Genomic DNA, 15,238 nt, shown 5'->3' on the forward strand with positions numbered 1-15,238 from the left:
GTATAAAATGCCAGATAAATTGACTTACGTGGAGACAGCGTTGTTCACAACACGGCGGTAGAACCACACACAAATTACACTAAACACTCCAAGTCCCAATACTGGGGCAAAAGAATGTGGCAGCCATGCAGCAAGAGAGAGCGGGTCTTCTGCTCCCATAGCGCCTGCCACTATAGCAAGGCCAACGCCTGTCAGGCTTTCGCCTACAATAAAACCAGAGGCTAACATGGTGCCAACAGTGGCATCATGCTCTGGCACGGCTGTTACTGGTATTTCAGTTTTAGCACCTGTTTTTCTCTTGTTGTGCATAATGTGGCGTTTAGCAAACCAGCCAAGCATAGCTCCTAAGGCTAAGGTAATGCTTACAGAAGGTGGTAGGTACAGGCCAACGGCAACGCCAAGTGGGGGGAGGGCTAAAGCCCTGCGGCGTAAGGCTAGGTCGAGTATAACCAACACCACACCAAGGCCCATACCTAAAGAGAGCATGCTCCAGTCCAGAGACTGCGTAAAAACCCCTTTGGCAATAAGAGCAATAAGGGCTGGTTGGGGGGCAGACAGGGCATGGGCGGCGTCCATACCCGGCCGGGGCATAGCGCCTGCAAAACCGTAAGCTTGGTAAAGAATATTGAGCACTGGCGGAATAACCGCCGCCCCAACGACACACCCGGCCAGCAACGCGACTTGCTGTTTCCAAGGCGAGGCTCCAACCAGTTGCCCTGTTTTAAGGTCTTGTAAGTTGTCGTTAGAAATCGCGGCAATAGCGGTAATGGCAGACAGTACCAGTATAGTAAAACCAGTTGCTAACGTTTGCCCGTTAGCCATAAGCGCTTCTGGCACAAGGCCGCAGGCTTCTAACCCTAAAATCATGAGGGCAGAAAGAACGGCTGCAATAATAACAATGCCAGAAATAGGCGAGGAAGACGACCCAACAATACCAGCCATATACCCGCAGGCGGCCGCCATAACAAAACCAAACACGATGCAAAAAAGCACAGCCGCAACCACAAGCGTGCCAATACCATGGGCCACAGGGGCTAAAAATGCACTAAACAACACGCCTAATGCGACAACAGTAAAGGTGAGTAACGCTATAAGGCTGCGGGGGCTTAGGTCTTTGTCTTGCTCGGTTGTGCTGGGGGTGCGGTGGGCGTGCAGCATGGCGCGTAGCCCCCGTGCTACAGGGCCAATAAGCTCTATCAATGTCCAGACAGAGGCCATAGCAATGGCACCGGCTCCCATAAACCGTACTTTATGCAGCCAGACCGAGTGTGCAAATTCTGCTGCTGCCAGATGGGTCGTGTTAGCCGTGTGGGCAGTTAACCACGGTACGCCAACCCCCCACGCCATTATGCACCCAACCAGCATAGCAAGCCCCCCGGCAACGCCTACCAGATAACCGGCACCAATAAGCGCCAGAGAAAGCCCGCCTGTTGCTTGAAAAATGGCGCCCCCAAGGCTTGCTGTTGCGCTTATGCTATCAGCCACAACGCGTAGGCCATTACTGGCAAAGGTAAACAAGGCTGCTATTACGCCACCGCTCACTAAGGCTTTAAGGCTTTTTGTGTTGCCGTTTTTGCCCCCTGCACGCAAAATTTCTGCTGCGGCAACCCCTTCAGGGTAGGGCAAGCTGCTTTCTGTCACTAAGGCACGGCGCAGCGGAATAGTAAAAAGCACGCCTGCAATGCCGCCAGCCAAAGAAATACCTGCGGTTTGCCAAAAGGGAAAATTGCTCCAGATACCCGCCATAATAAGGCCGGGAAATGTTGCGAACACACAAGACAATGTACCCGCCGCCGAGGCTTGGCTTTGCACCATGTTGTTTTCAAGCAGGCTACTGTTACCCAATGCCCGCAGCACCGCCATTGAAATAACAGCCGCCGGAATAGACGAGGCAAAGGTTAAGCCTATGCGCAACCCCAGATAGACGTTTGAGGCAGTAAAAATAACGGTAATAACCGCGCCAAGAATAAGCCCGCGCAGGGTGAGTTCTCTTGGGGTAGGGGCGTGTGGCATACGCGGGCCTCTTGCAAACAGAAAAAGGGGGCCATACCCACTTTGGAGTATGCCCTTCTGTCTCGATAGAACGCGCGTAAGGCTTTGTCTGCCCTAAAATTGAATTGATGGTGTAATGATACCCCGACGGGGCTGTTTGTTGCACCGAAATAGCGCTTGGACAAAAAGCAAAAAACGCGTGACCTCATGAAAGGCCACGCGCTGGATAGGTTTAGGTATAACAGTGTGTAAGTAACAGGTTGGTTTTAAAGTAATAAAGTGATTTAGTTATAAACTAGCTCAAAGTAGATGCTGCGACCGTAGTTTTCTTTGGCTTCTAGGCGGTTAAGATGTTGGCCGTAATACATGCGTGTATGTGAGCCAGCCAAATTGGAAACTTGGTATTTAATACGTAGGTCGTCAGTGATGTCATGCCATGCCCCGATGGAGAGGTCTGGCTGAGAGCCATAACCATACATCTGGGTTGGGTCATCGTTCAGGCCTTCAAGGTATTTTGCTGAATAATCGAACGATGCTTTGATAGCCCCCCGGATTTGGGGGATGTGCCACGTTACACTGCCGTTAAAGACATATTTCGGCTGTTCGACCAGTTGGTGGAGTTTGTAAGAAACGCCAACCCCTTCGTAGGTCATACGGCCGCGCATCCAGGTGCCGCTGGCATTAATATCAAACGACTGCTTCCATGGGCCTCTAATATTACGGTTAACAAACGAGACCTCAACACCCATAAGCGTAGAAGTGTTAGAGTTACGAGGCTGTGTTACGTAAGTGAGCTGGTCATCAATCAGTTCAGTTGAACGTGTTTTATAAATATCGTGTTTGATGATTTTGTTAAAATAAGCAACGCTTAGCACCGCGCGACCACGGTTAAAAAATTTATCGAGTGAGGCATCAAAGTTTTGTGCTTCACGGGGTTTTAGATTGGGGTTACCGCGCGAAAGTGTGCAGTTAACATCGCCAGCTTGAATATCGTTATTATTGCCACAGCTCAATTGTTGAGCTTGCGCTAGGTCGGTTGGTTGTGGGCGTCCAACAGATTGGCTGTAGACGGCATGGAGTATCAACTCCTGAGGGAATTCATGTACAAAAGTTAAAGACGGTAGTGGGTTAATATAGCCACCGCTCTTTTTATTAATATTGCCTGTCGCGTTTGAACCATCTGTTTCAGGAATATAGGCGTTAAAGTTTACCGCATCTGCGCGCACGCCGGCAATGAGCTCTGAATGTCTCCATTTGTAATGGAGGGAGACATAGCCATCAAAAAGCTGTTCTTTATAGCGGAAATAGGCCAGCTCTGTGTATTGACGAGACTTATTGACATCAAGCGTTTGTTTATCCCACGGGAAATTGGTCAGATCAAAAAATGGCCCGTTAGGGTTTTTCATGTTTGGAATAAACATACTGGAGCTGGCATTGCCGCCAGGGTTATACCAGAGCTGATCAGAAGAGTTAGTGGCATTAAGGCCACGCCATTCAAACCCGGTAGCAAACCCAAAACCATGAGAATTTGCCTTGAGGTTACGTGTGTAGTCTAGGCGCACGTTGGCAAGACCTTCGTGGTCGCGGTCATATTCTTGCTGCACATATTGGTATTTGTAACCGCTATTTAGCAGTTTGTTCATGTCGCTAATGTTTACGAGATTAGCAACATTATTTTTGTCTATAGTGTAATCTGCCAGAACAGCACTATCTGGGCTTTCGTTGGGGTAGGCGCGAGCGGCTACGTAAGGCTCGTGGTCAAAATAATCTTCCCAAGTATATCCTGCACGCAACTTAAGAGTAGATATATTGTCGTGCCATCCCAAATCACCCAAAACACCATTGGTGTTCATTTTCCAGTTATCTTTACGGCCAATAGTCCGTGCACGGTAAATATATTCACGGCCACTGGTTGGTGTCTGGTCTATAACAGCCGGGTTAATATAATGGGTTTTTCCGTTTAATTTATAGGCTGGTGCTTCATCGAGTAGGTATTCGTTATGCTCCATAAAGGAGTCTTCCCAGCGTTGGTAGGCATATCCCATAAGGGAAGCAGTTAAACCAGTATTTTTTGGGTGCCATTCTAAACGCGTGGCGCCACCTAATGTGCTGAGGGTGTTAGAATAGCTGCCGCCGTCAACGTAACGGGGGGCTGTCATACCATTCCAACCGGGTGTGCTTGGGTCGTTTGGCTTTAAAACCTTTCCATTGGCATCATAGTAGTTATAGCTATCTTGTTGCCATTTTTTAGTCGTATTACGTGTGCGTTGCTGGTAGCGGAATGATGTAACAATACCGAACTCTTTATCTTTACCAAATCTATCTGAGAAAACAACTTTGGCACCTTGGCCAAAGTGAGGCGACATGCCTTTTATTCTATTGGCCCCAGCAGAGCCTTTTTCGGTGCCATAAATGCCGTAAGCGTTAATGTATTTGTATAAGCCTTTATGATCGAAAGCACTGCGTGAATGCATTTCGATATCAGCACCAATCGCACCACCATCTTGTTCAGCAGTAAATGTTTTGTAAATACTGTCTTCTCCGGTCATTTCTGCCGGAATATTTTGCAAGTTTACTCGGCGTCTAATACTACCGCCATCGCTGATACTGGCCAGTGTTATGCCGTCAAGCGTGGTTTGGTTGAGGTCTGAAGAAACGCCGCGTACACTGATATAGCGAGGTTCATCACCGTTACGAATGCCAGTAACACCGGGTAATTGCGTAAGCATTTGTGCGATAGATGTGGCACCACCAAGGTTTGACAGGTCATCATAGACCATTGAGTCAACAACGCCTGCAAAATTGCGCTTGGTGCGCAACTCACGTCTGTGGCCTTGCACAGTCAGGTTGTCTTCACTGTTGGCTTCTGTTGTATGAGAGCCTTTAGTCTTTTGCGTACGCAGCGTTATGAAATTTGGGTTTGAGGCGTCAATCTTGAAGGAATTTTTCCCTACAAGTTTATGGAGTGCCTTAAAGTTATCCATTTTGCCATAAAGCGGGGCAGAGCGCAGCGTGTCTGCTACTTTGCCATCAAACGCGACATGCAACCCCGTTTGGCGGCTAAAAGCCGTTAGGGCAGATGTGAGCTTTTGCGCCGGAATTGCAAAAACGCTTTGTGTGTCTTGGGCAACAGAAACAGTTGGGGCAAAGCACGCTACAGAACAAGACAGAGCGAGCAAGCGAGACCGGCTTAGGAAAAACATTTATACAACCTTGAGTGAGACAGACGCATCTACCCCTAATGAGTCAAATCCTCACTTATTTCCGTCGGTTTTTTTTGTGACAGTTTCGAGACAGATCTTATTCAAGAAAAATATGGTGTGTGTCTTCTCTTACGTGCCCACCCAGAATGGCTTTAACCGCGGCTGCAAAGACATCTGGCCGGTTTAAGTCAAAAAGGCCGGACAGGCGCATGTCAGCTAACCTGAAAGAGGGTACGAGTTGTTTTTGGTTGTATCTGTTAAAAATATCTGTGGCTTCAGAGAGTGTTTCTGTTGCTAAAGACACTTGGCCTTGTGTCCAGGCTATCCACCGTTCAAGGGTGTCTTGCTCAACAGTACTAAAATGCAACCTGCCCTGTGGGGTCATGGTAACGTGTGCACCCGCCGTAAGGCGTTTACGCTCACCTAGCCTTTGGCCCTGTAAAAAAGCTGTGCCGGTAACAACCACAGCACTTTCATATGCGGGGCCTTTGGTGACAAGCAGGCTGCCATTAAGCAAAAAACGCATGGTATGTGTTTTAACACAGCGTTGCGTGTCGGTAATAAAGCAACGCCCCAAAAGCAGAGATGTCTGCTCAGATTTATCTTCAAGCTGGGTGGCGCAATCCAGAATAATTTGGCGTTGTTTTGTGGCTTGGCACTTCAATATGTTTTTTTGCGTGCTGTAATATGTGCTGGCTTCACCACTTTTTGCGGGCACAAAAAAAGCCGCGACAGAGGCCGCTACTGCCGTCGAGATAAACGCCCGGCGGGAAGGCAGGTGTGTATGGTGGGGCAGGCTAAGAGTGGGGCTGTAGAGTGCTTTGGCCCTGTCTGTTGCGTGCCATATGGCTTGGCTGCGTAAAAACGCTCCCTTATGGCGGATATCTGCTTCGAGCCAGCTTTGTAATTCGTGTTGTTCGCGCGGGGTAAGGGCGCGTCTGTCTATACGGGCGACCCAGTGTGCGGCAACGTCATCAAGAGAGTCTTCTGTTGCCACGGGCTAATCCTGTTATTGCTTTTTGTGGGTCTTTTTCACGCTGCCCGTAAAGTTTAGAAATCAGAACAAGCGCACGTGCAAGACGTTTTTCTACACTACTTTCTGAAATGCCAAGTTTTTTAGAGCAATCTTTTTGCGAATGGCCGTTTATTTTTCTGTCTATAAAGACGCTGCGGCATTTTTCTGGAAGCTGTTGAATAGCATCTTCCAAAAAGCGTAGCTCTGCGCGCGCGTTGGCAATCTCTTCTACAGAAGGGGTTTGGTCGATAAGGCTGTCGTTTTGTAAATCAGCCAAAGCTGTAACGTTTACAATCTGGGCCTTTTTGTAATGGCGTAAAACCAGATTGCGGCAAATGGTATGAAAATAACCGACGGGGTTACTGACACGGCTAATATCAGCCTCAGACAAAATAACGTAGGCTTCTTGAATAATATCGTCGGCTTCAAAATCGGGGAAACGCGCTAACCATGCCCGTACGATATGCTCGTTCGGTAAAATATAACTCGCCAACCAATGGCTACGCTCTGTGCTTGCCAGCATAACCCTGCTCCACCCCCAATGCAGGGGTTATTTAGCAGTTTGCGGCTTTTTGTTTGTGAAACTATTATGACACTCGCAACGCCTAAGAAACTTTGCTGCCTTTGTGCTCTAAAGCACAAAGGCAGCAAATACGGTGGCTTTAGAACGTGAGTTCTAGGTTGCTTTGTACGTATGCCCCAGAAGAGGCCCCCGTTTTGATAAGGGCTTTGGAGGCAAAAACATACTCACCATCTAAGCTGAACGTAACGTGGCGGGTGGCACGCCAGGTAAAGCTGGCCTGTGGCATGGTGGCCGTATACCCACCGCTGGGCCTGAAGGCGTAAGCCGCAGTTGGGTTGGAGTAAATGGCATCATGCACGGAGTTACGCCATACAACCGGTACTTTGAGCAAAAGCGTAGTGTTGCGGCTTGTGGCAATGGTGGCAATTGGCCCAACATCAACCAAGTTGGCGTTGCCAATATAGGTACTTAGGTCAAGGTAGTAAGCGCTGGGCACAAACGGGCTAAGAAAGCTGCCCCATGTGCTGGTTTGGCTTTTGCGGGTGTCTCCGCCTGAAATATCATCGGCTTGAATGCCAATGGCAGGCCGCCCCCACCAATGGGCAAAGCGCCAAGAAATTTGGGCATTGAAAGAGTAGGCAGAGACAGGGCGTGTAGGGCCGTATTTAGCCGCCCGAAACTCGCCGCCTTGCCACATGCCCCCCAATGAGAACTCGATAGGGCCAGCGTTGCCCCACACACGCATGCCGGGGGTGTCGCGCCGGGTAGAGCCCGCAATGGTGCCAGTGGTAGAGGCAATGGGGTTACTGGCTAGCAGGTAGCCCATAAAGAAGGTGTCTACAAAAACCTGGCTGTTGCGGTTTAAGAACTTAAAGTTGGGCACAGCGTAAGAGGTGTAGGCCCCGTACCAGCGTGTGCGGTAGCCCACTTGGTCATGAAACGCCGTAGTAGGGGCGTTATTGGTTAAGGTTAGGTCAAACAGGTCTACACGAAAGCGCTTCCAGAACGCATAGCCGCGCACACCGTTCCAGGAATACGGTACGGCTGGGTAAACCGAGCCTGCGGTAATGTAGGGTGGGGCATCAAGAAAGCTCATGCGGCCAACCATGGCCCCCATTGTAGCACCCAGCATATGGCCACGTACTTCGATAAAGGCTTGTTGAGCATCTAGCTTGCTGCGCCAGCGGCCCCCGGCGTAGCCGTAATAGTTAATACCGCCAGCCTGTGCGCTAAGCAGTTCTCCATACAACCGCACATGCTCGCCCAAATGCAGGTCTGCTCCTGCGTTCCAACGTAGGTTGGAGCGGTAAGATGGGCTTGTACGCAATGTGCCAAACCCGGCTTTTTGGTCATAAAAGCCATGGTGGCGGAAGTTGCCGCTTAAAGACAGGTAAATAGAACCACTTTGGTTGAATGGAATATATTTAAGCGGGTCTAGGGCATCTATGCGGTTTTTGGGGTCGCGTAGGTTAGACCAGTCTTCTGCCCAGCGGGAAACGGCATAATAACCCACTGTACCAAACCCTGCCGCAGCGCCGGTATTGGCGTTAAACACACCCCAAGGCCCTTGGTGCAGCAACGCAGAGGGCTGGGGGGCAAGCTCCAGAGATTGTGGCTGCCCGTATGCTTCTGGGCGGCTGGTGAGAGGGGGGAGCAAAACGTTATCCCAAAAGCCGGGGTGCTGGTGGGTTGTGGCAACTGGTGTGGGGCCGTGGGGGTCTGGCAAAACCATTTTGCTGCTGGCTGGGTGGGTTGTCGGCGTGTGCGGGTATTGGGCCTGCGCAGCATTGGGCGCAGTTTCTGCTGCTTGGGCAGGCAGTACCCCAAAGCACAGCAACATACCAACAGAGCCAGCCATAAGCGGTGCAATAGGCCGCAGGGGCAGAGAAGTGGCACGGCGGGGTGGAAAGAAACAAGCATGGGTCATGGCGCTACGCTTCAGCAATTCTTACAGTCTGGGGGGCTCGCGTGGCAGGCACTGGTGTGCTGCCTGCTGGCAAGGGGGGCGGGTGCCGGTTAGGCTCGCACAACAAGGCCGCTAAGGGTCTTGCGCCTTAGCGGTGCGGTGCGGGCTGCACCCTTGACTGGCCGCGCAATAAGAGCGCGAAAGCGGGTGCATGAGGTGTGGAGGGAAAGAAGAAACATGAAAGACAGTCCCCCTATTGGGTTGCATAGTTAGGAGCGGTCTCCGGCTATGCTATTTTGTTTTTCTGACTTGTGTTCTTGGTATATCTGTTCTGAGTCAGTGTCATATCGCATTTGCGTGTGGAACAACGGTGCTATGCGCAAGGGGTAGAAAGCCTGAGCCGCAGAAAACTGCGGCAAAGCACAAAAAGGCCCGTGTGCTGCGCTTCTTAACGATAACAAGAAGACTTTAAAGAATAATTTAAAGAACCCTGCCAGTGTATAAGCATGGGCCTGCACAAAGCGGCACGTGCTGCTTTGCGTATGGTTCTGTACGCTGTGGTGAGCGGTTTTTAGCTGCCAGAGGCTTTGCTGTCCAAAGTATCTAGGCAGCGCTTGGCGCGTACAGCCAGTTGGCTGTCATGTACGCTGCTAACGGCCAATTGGGCATGGCTGCGCCAAAGGGCGCTCATGCCGTTTGGGCTGCAAATGGTCGTTGTGCTTAAGGGCGTTGTTGTGTCTTCGGTGGTGGCGGCCAGCATGGCGGTTGGGTGGGTTATGAGAGTGTGCCGCATAGCTTGCTGCAAAGAGCGTGTGGTGGCCGGGCCTGCTAAAGGCATAAGTGCGGGCAGCAAGCGTGCGGTTTCAGGCTGGCCTGCGGTTATGGCAAGCCTGACCTCGTTCCATTTATGGTCGTGGTTTAGGGTTTCAGCGGCCTGTCTGGGGCCGTCAACCGCAACCATTTGCACAAGGTGCTGCGCGCTAGATTCGGTGTTGCCATACGGCACAGGTTGCAGCGGGCTGGTGTTTAAAGACAAAAAAGCCGCACCAACGGCGCACCCAATAAGCCCCAAAAGGGTAGATGTGCGTGCAAAATGCATAATTTAACTCTCCCCCTCTTTTGCTTAACGCGGCGATATGGGCGCGCTGTCTTACCTGTGTGTGCCGTGGTTTTTGCCAAAACCGACCAACCACATCGTTTGCGCTGAGAATAGCTTGCAGAAAGTGGCGCGGTGAAGGCAAAGAAACGGAAAGGTTGCGGCGAGTGGCCAGCGTGTCCTATAGCGGGCGCATTCGGTTGAAAAAACAGATCACGCGCCACAGCTTAATCCCTGCATGCCGTGCTCTGGCTTTTACACATCATAGACCCCTTTCTTTACGGTAAGGATTACGAGTTACCATGAGCGGCAGCACACCATCCCCTTCTGAAATTGCCCGTTTGCAGGTGTCTTTGCGCCGCCTGCTGGGCTCACCCAACCTTACAGTTAACAAGCCACCCCGCGCTGGTATGTCTGTTGAACTGGCAGTAAACGGCGAAGTTATTGGCACCATTCACCGTGATGATGATGAAGGCGAAGTGTCTTACGCCATCAATATGGTGCTGTTGGAAGAAGACCTGCCCCCAGAAAAATAAGGGCAGGCTTTTGAACCCATACGGGCGCTTAATTGGCCCTGTATAGGGGCAAAGCGCATAGTGCGAGATACAAAAAAGGCTGCATCGGCATTATGCCGTGCAGCCTTTTTGTTGGCCCCTTAGTAGGGCCAGATTGCGTATAAAATTACGCCTTAAGCGTTAGACGGGGCAACTGATGCCGTAAGGGTAGGTTGGCGCTGGGTTGGAAACTGCACGTTGGTAATTTTCCAGCGCCAGCCTTGAATATGCATTTCAATTTTCAGCGGTGTTTCGCCCTCGTGCCCCGGTAGGGGTAGTTCGGCCTCAAACTGGTCAAGGCGTGCAAAACGGAACGAAGCATGCGTGATGAGGCTGGAAAAGCTGGGGGCAGAGGCCGCCCGGCTTTTAGGGGCCACAGCGGGCATGGCTTCATCTACCAATGTGCCAAGGTTGGCTTGTGTTACGTGCACATCGACCGCGTTAGAGACAGCGGTGCTGGCAAAAGACGTACCAAATTCTGGCAGTTCGTCAGAGGCAGGCTGGAGCAGGTTCATGCCAGACAAAGCCTGCTGCTTAAGTGAGGAATCGAGAGAACCCCAGTTAATAGCAGCACCAAGAGAGGCCATGTCGTGCGTTTGCAACGAGGCCCCAACGCCCCAAAGCGTTACAAACGGAGAGGCAAGATACAGCCCAAATGCGGTAGCACAGGCCCCAACACACAGCTTCCGCGCTGTCTGGCGCGGCGGCAGACCTGCGGGTCGGGCAATACGTCCGACTGTGGTTAAGGCTTTCATGGAGCGCATTCCTCATATGCTAAATTGACAATCGATGTATAGCAGACGCATGGCCCCTATGCATAGTTTCATAACAAATTCTTCATAATAATTTTGAGCAAAGCCCTTGGGGTGTGACAGCACGCCCCCAAATGCTTACACAAGCCCCATGTTTGGCACAGCCATGCTGGGCCAAGAGGTAAGATACAAAAACGGGCAGGGGCAGAGCATGACGCTTGAGTTCACGGAAGAGGAAATTCAGCGCTATTCTCGGCATATTCTGTTGCCAGAAGTGGGCGGTACAGGGCAGGCGGCTTTGCGTGCGGCATCTGTGCTGGTGGTAGGGGCAGGGGGGTTAGGCTCGCCCGTAGCGCTCTATCTGGCCGCAGCCGGTATAGGCCGTATTGGTATAGTTGATGACGATGTGGTTGAGTTGTCTAACCTGCAACGCCAAATTGTGCATGAAACGTCAACAGTAGGGGCGCGCAAGGTCGACTCGGCCAAAGCGCGGCTTTTAGCGCTTAACCCTGCTATTACGGTTGAGGCATGGCCCCTGCGTTTAAACGCCCAGACAATAGAGAGCCTTGTAAGCCGCTACGATCTTGTGTGCGATGGGTGCGACAATTTCTCGACCCGCTACCTTGTTAATGCCGCGTGTGTGCGGGCCCGTAAAACTCTGGTTTCAGCTGCTGCTCAGCGGTTTGGGGGGCAGCTTTCTACCTTTAAACCGTGGCAAAGTGGGCCGTGTTACCATTGCCTCTACCCCGAGGCAGACGGTGAGGCCGACGGCCTAAGCTGTAGCGATGCCGGTATTTTTGGCGCGGTAACGGGTGTTATGGGCACCCTACAAGCGACAGAAGTGTTAAAAGAAGTGCTAGGCCTAGGCACATCACTGGCCGGACGGTTGATGATGTGGGATGCTCTGTCTAGCCGTTTTACGACCATTGCCCTGCGCCCCGACCCCGCGTGCCCGGTGTGCCAGGCCAAACAGGGTGCGCCCGCATGAGCCTTTCATCAGGGTCTCGTACCCCGCCTACGCCAGCCCCTGCCCCGCACCACCCAACGGGGGCGGCGCTTGGTCTTTCTGGTTTGTCGGTAGACCTGTCCCAGCGAGAGGGCGGCGTGTGCGACCTTGCCATTATGGTGGTTGAGGCCCGGTATGAGCGTATTCATGCGGCGCTTATGCTGGCGGTAACGGCCTGCGCACTAGGCCAGCATGTGGTGCTGTTTGGTATGGGGGCAGGCGTTGCCGCCTTTTGCCAAAATTGGGACGGCCTAGAACAAGCCGAGCGCGACGCTGGGCGGCAAGAAGCAGGGGTGGCTGGCATACAAGACCTGCGTACAGCCTTGCTAGAGTTTGAAGAAGCCAGCCTTTTGGTATGCGACTCCGGCCTGAAAGCCATGAAGTTACCAGACGAAGCCTTGGTAGAAGGGGTAGCCTGTGTGGGCCTGCCTACTTTTATGGACAGGGCGGGCACAGCCCGGCTGGCAGTTTTCTAAGGTCTGTGCTTAGTGCGGGGTGCGGTTTGGCCACTCGGGTTGTGTTAGCCTCTTGCCGCCACGTTTCTCTCTTGGCAGGGATGCAGCCATGATGTTCACACTTCCGCTCTCAAACCGCTTTCGTTTGTTGTCCTGCCTTGCTGGGTGCTGCGTTGCTTTATCTGCCGCACAGGCGGCAGATAAAAAGCCAGAAGCGCATAAACACCACGCGCATACTCTTTCTGCCCATGGGGCAGAGGCTAAAAAGGCTGAGGCCAAAACAACGGCTACTAAAGCAGCCGCCAAAAAAACGGGCAAAAATGCAGAAGCCCATAAAGAGAGTGCGGCAAAACACGCCCATGCAGCCCACCATGATGCCAAAGTGCAGGCAGCTAAAGCCAAGCATGGTGCGCACCATGGCACAGACAAACACCATGCTGCGGCAGTGGCAGCCGGTGCAGGCGCTACTGCTGCGGGTGTAGCCGCGGCTGGTGCTGCTACCGCGGCCACGCCAGATGCCGCTACAGCCGCAGCCCAGCAGGCCCAAGGCGCCACAGCCCCCGGCACCCCAACAGATGATACCCCAAAAGGGGCCGTAACCGGCCAGCCTTTGCCCCGTTATGCGTCACTCCGGGCAGATGAAGTGAACCTGCGGGCCGGGCCGGGCAGGCGCTTTCCTATTTTGTGGGTGTACCACCGCCGTGGCATGCCCGTGCGTATTGAACGTGAATTTGATGTCTGGCGTTTGATAGAAGATTCAACGGGCCAAAAAGGCTGGGTACAGCAGGCCACAGTTGCCGGTGGCCGAGACTTTTTAGTACCCGGTGAGCCCCCCGGTGATGAAAGCCCGATAGCAGACAAAACCGACAAAAACGGCGCAAAAATACCAACCCCCGGCCATATGGACAGCCGCGTATTGGGCACCATAACCACCGCAGCAGAAGCAAAAGACATACCGGGCAGCATTGTTATGCGCAGCAGCGCCAGCGCAGATGCCCCAGTGGTTGCGGTGCTTAAAGCCGGTACGGTTGGCTCGGTTAAGGAGTGTGCAGCCGGGTCTGATTGGTGCAGGGTAGCCGTTAAACAGTATAGCGGTTGGGTTTCGCGCCGTGCCATTTGGGGGGTAGATGCCCAAGAGGGTATTGCCCCGTCCTGAGCATAGCCAGAATACGGCCCCAAAGCTGCCAGCCGTGGCCAGAAGGAACAGGAGACACCATGCCAGCACAACATGCGCTGCAATGCCGGACAAAAATTGTCGCAACCCTTGGCCCGGCCTCGTCTGATTATGAAACAATACGAGACCTGGCTTTGGCCGGGGCAGATGTGTTTCGGTTCAATTTCTCCCACGGTACACACCAAGACCATGCGGCGCGCCATGCCGTAGTACGGCGGGTAGAGGCTGAGTTAGGGGGCGCTATTGGCATTCTGGCCGACATGCAGGGCCCTAAGCTGCGTGTGGGTAAATTTGCCCAAGGCCGCGTAACCTTGGTGGCGGGGGCTCTCTTTAGCCTAGACCTGTCTGACCAGTTGGGTGATGAAACCCGCGTACAACTTCCCCACCCAGAAATTATTGCCGTAGCCAAAGCGGGCAGCCGCTTATTGATGGATGACGGCAAACTGGCCGTGGTGGTTGAAAAAGTTTTTCCTGACCGTTTGGAAACCCGTGTTGAAATTGGGGGCGTGCTCTCAAACAACAAAGGGGTAAACGTACCAGACGTAACGCTGCCCATTCCCGCCCTGACAGAAAAAGACCGCAAAGACCTAGAGTTTGCCCTTGGCCTAGGGGTAGACTACGTGGCCCTATCTTTTGTGCAGCGCCCAGAAGATGTAAGCGAAGCCCGTACGTTAATAGGTGAGCGCGCCAACCTGCTTGTTAAGCTTGAAAAACCGCAGGCGATGGAAAACCTAGAGGCTATTTTGGCCCTGACAGATGCCGTTATGGTAGCCCGTGGCGACCTAGGGGTTGAACTACCGCCAGAAAACGTACCGCTGGCGCAAAAGCGTATTATCCGTTTGGCGCGTAAGCTGGGTAAACCAGTGGTGGTTGCCACCCAAATGCTTGAAAGCATGATCTCATCACCCACGCCTACACGGGCAGAGGCATCTGACGTGGCAACGGCTGTGTTTGATGGGGCCGATGCTGTTATGCTCTCGGCTGAATCTGCTGCGGGGCAATACCCGCGTGAAGCCGTGCAGATTATGAACCGTATTATCTGGCGTATTGAGCAAGACCCAGAGTGGCAGTCTAGCATGGCGGTAGCCCGCCTTGCGCCAGAAGATTACGTGGCAGATGCCATAGCCAGTGCTGCCCAACAGGTGGCAGATACCATAAAAGCTGCCGCCATTGTGGCCTATACCCACCGTGGCGCTACGGCATTTCGTATTGCGCGTGAGCGCCCGCTTTGCCCCGTGCTTGGGGTAACACCCACCCAACAAGCCGCCCGGCGCATGGCGCTGGTATGGGGGGTGCAGGCTTTTGTGCAAGAAAGCAGCAACCCCGTAACCAGTGTTGAGGCTATGGTAGAAACCGCACAGGCCGTAGTGGCCAAGGCCCGGGTTGGCAGTACGGGCAATACAATTGTTATTGCAGCGGGCCTACCCTTTGGGGTGGCAGGGTCTACCAACCTGTTACGTGTTGCCAAAATACCCTGATACCCCAAGCCTTAACCAAGGGTACTAGGCGGCCGTGCGCGGCCTAGCGCTCTACCCACATGACACGCGGCCACCCACAATGGC

General features: G+C 52.7%; 12 protein-coding genes. 5 read left to right on the forward strand and 7 right to left on the reverse strand.

The window, feature by feature from the left end:
• Positions 1-24: 24 nt before the first annotated feature.
• The 6 genes from Abor_RS00405 to Abor_RS00430 all read right to left on the reverse strand — a co-directional run bounded on the left by Abor_RS00405 (position 25) and on the right by Abor_RS00430 (position 9,738).
• The gene (locus tag Abor_RS00405) at positions 25-2,013 is read right to left on the reverse strand and encodes an OPT family oligopeptide transporter (RefSeq protein ID WP_048839848.1); all 1,989 of its coding nucleotides are present in this window, start codon (positions 2,011-2,013) and stop codon (positions 25-27) included.
• 263 nt (positions 2,014-2,276) lie between these two features.
• Positions 2,277-5,195 (reverse strand): TonB-dependent receptor, encoded by a 2,919-nt coding sequence (locus tag Abor_RS00410; RefSeq protein ID WP_048839849.1) that lies wholly within the window; start codon positions 5,193-5,195, stop codon positions 2,277-2,279.
• A gap of 97 nt (positions 5,196-5,292) precedes the next feature.
• A complete protein-coding gene (locus tag Abor_RS00415; protein WP_048839850.1) occupies positions 5,293-6,192 on the reverse strand; it encodes a FecR family protein in 900 nt (299 codons plus the stop codon).
• Positions 6,170-6,733, reverse strand: coding sequence for an RNA polymerase sigma factor (locus Abor_RS00420; RefSeq protein WP_048839851.1), 564 nt, complete (start codon positions 6,731-6,733; stop codon positions 6,170-6,172). The genes Abor_RS00415 and Abor_RS00420 overlap by 23 nt, the downstream gene beginning before the upstream one ends.
• 139 nt (positions 6,734-6,872) lie before the next feature.
• A complete protein-coding gene (locus Abor_RS00425) occupies positions 6,873-8,660 on the reverse strand; it encodes an alginate export family protein (RefSeq protein WP_084594287.1) in 1,788 nt (595 codons plus the stop codon).
• Between the two features lie 550 nt (positions 8,661-9,210).
• Positions 9,211-9,738, reverse strand: a complete 528-nt coding sequence (locus tag Abor_RS00430; protein ID WP_048839852.1) for a hypothetical protein — start codon at positions 9,736-9,738, stop codon at positions 9,211-9,213.
• Positions 9,739-10,037: 299 nt separating this feature from the next.
• On the opposite strand from Abor_RS00430, the gene Abor_RS00435 reads away from it, so the two are divergent.
• Complete coding sequence (locus tag Abor_RS00435; RefSeq protein WP_048839853.1) at positions 10,038-10,271, forward strand: DUF3126 family protein; 234 nt, start codon at positions 10,038-10,040, stop codon at positions 10,269-10,271.
• 152 nt (positions 10,272-10,423) lie between these two features.
• Here the strand turns inward: Abor_RS00435 and Abor_RS00440 are convergent, their stop codons facing one another.
• Positions 10,424-11,044 (reverse strand): DUF2939 domain-containing protein, encoded by a 621-nt coding sequence (locus Abor_RS00440; RefSeq protein ID WP_048839854.1) that lies wholly within the window; start codon positions 11,042-11,044, stop codon positions 10,424-10,426.
• A gap of 208 nt (positions 11,045-11,252) precedes the next feature.
• Here Abor_RS00440 and Abor_RS00445 point away from each other — a divergent pair, with 208 nt between their 5' ends.
• The 4 genes from Abor_RS00445 (at position 11,253) to pyk (ending at position 15,154) form a co-directional block, all read left to right on the forward strand.
• On the forward strand, positions 11,253-12,029 hold the full coding sequence (locus tag Abor_RS00445; RefSeq protein ID WP_048839893.1) for a HesA/MoeB/ThiF family protein: 777 nt from the start codon (positions 11,253-11,255) through the stop codon (positions 12,027-12,029).
• Positions 12,026-12,523, forward strand: a complete 498-nt coding sequence (locus Abor_RS00450) for a DsrE family protein (RefSeq protein WP_048839855.1) — start codon at positions 12,026-12,028, stop codon at positions 12,521-12,523. The genes Abor_RS00445 and Abor_RS00450 overlap by 4 nt, the downstream gene beginning before the upstream one ends.
• Positions 12,524-12,611: 88 nt before the next feature.
• Positions 12,612-13,658 carry an SH3 domain-containing protein gene (locus Abor_RS00455; protein ID WP_048839856.1) on the forward strand — a complete coding sequence of 349 codons (1,047 nt, stop codon included), beginning with the start codon at positions 12,612-12,614 and terminating at the stop codon, positions 13,656-13,658.
• 59 nt (positions 13,659-13,717) lie between these two features.
• Positions 13,718-15,154 (forward strand): pyruvate kinase, encoded by a 1,437-nt coding sequence (gene pyk / locus Abor_RS00460; RefSeq protein WP_048839857.1) that lies wholly within the window; start codon positions 13,718-13,720, stop codon positions 15,152-15,154.
• Positions 15,155-15,238 lie beyond the last annotated feature (84 nt).

This window comes from Acetobacter orientalis (assembly GCF_000963965.1).
GTDB classification, from domain to species: domain Bacteria; phylum Pseudomonadota; class Alphaproteobacteria; order Acetobacterales; family Acetobacteraceae; genus Acetobacter; species Acetobacter orientalis.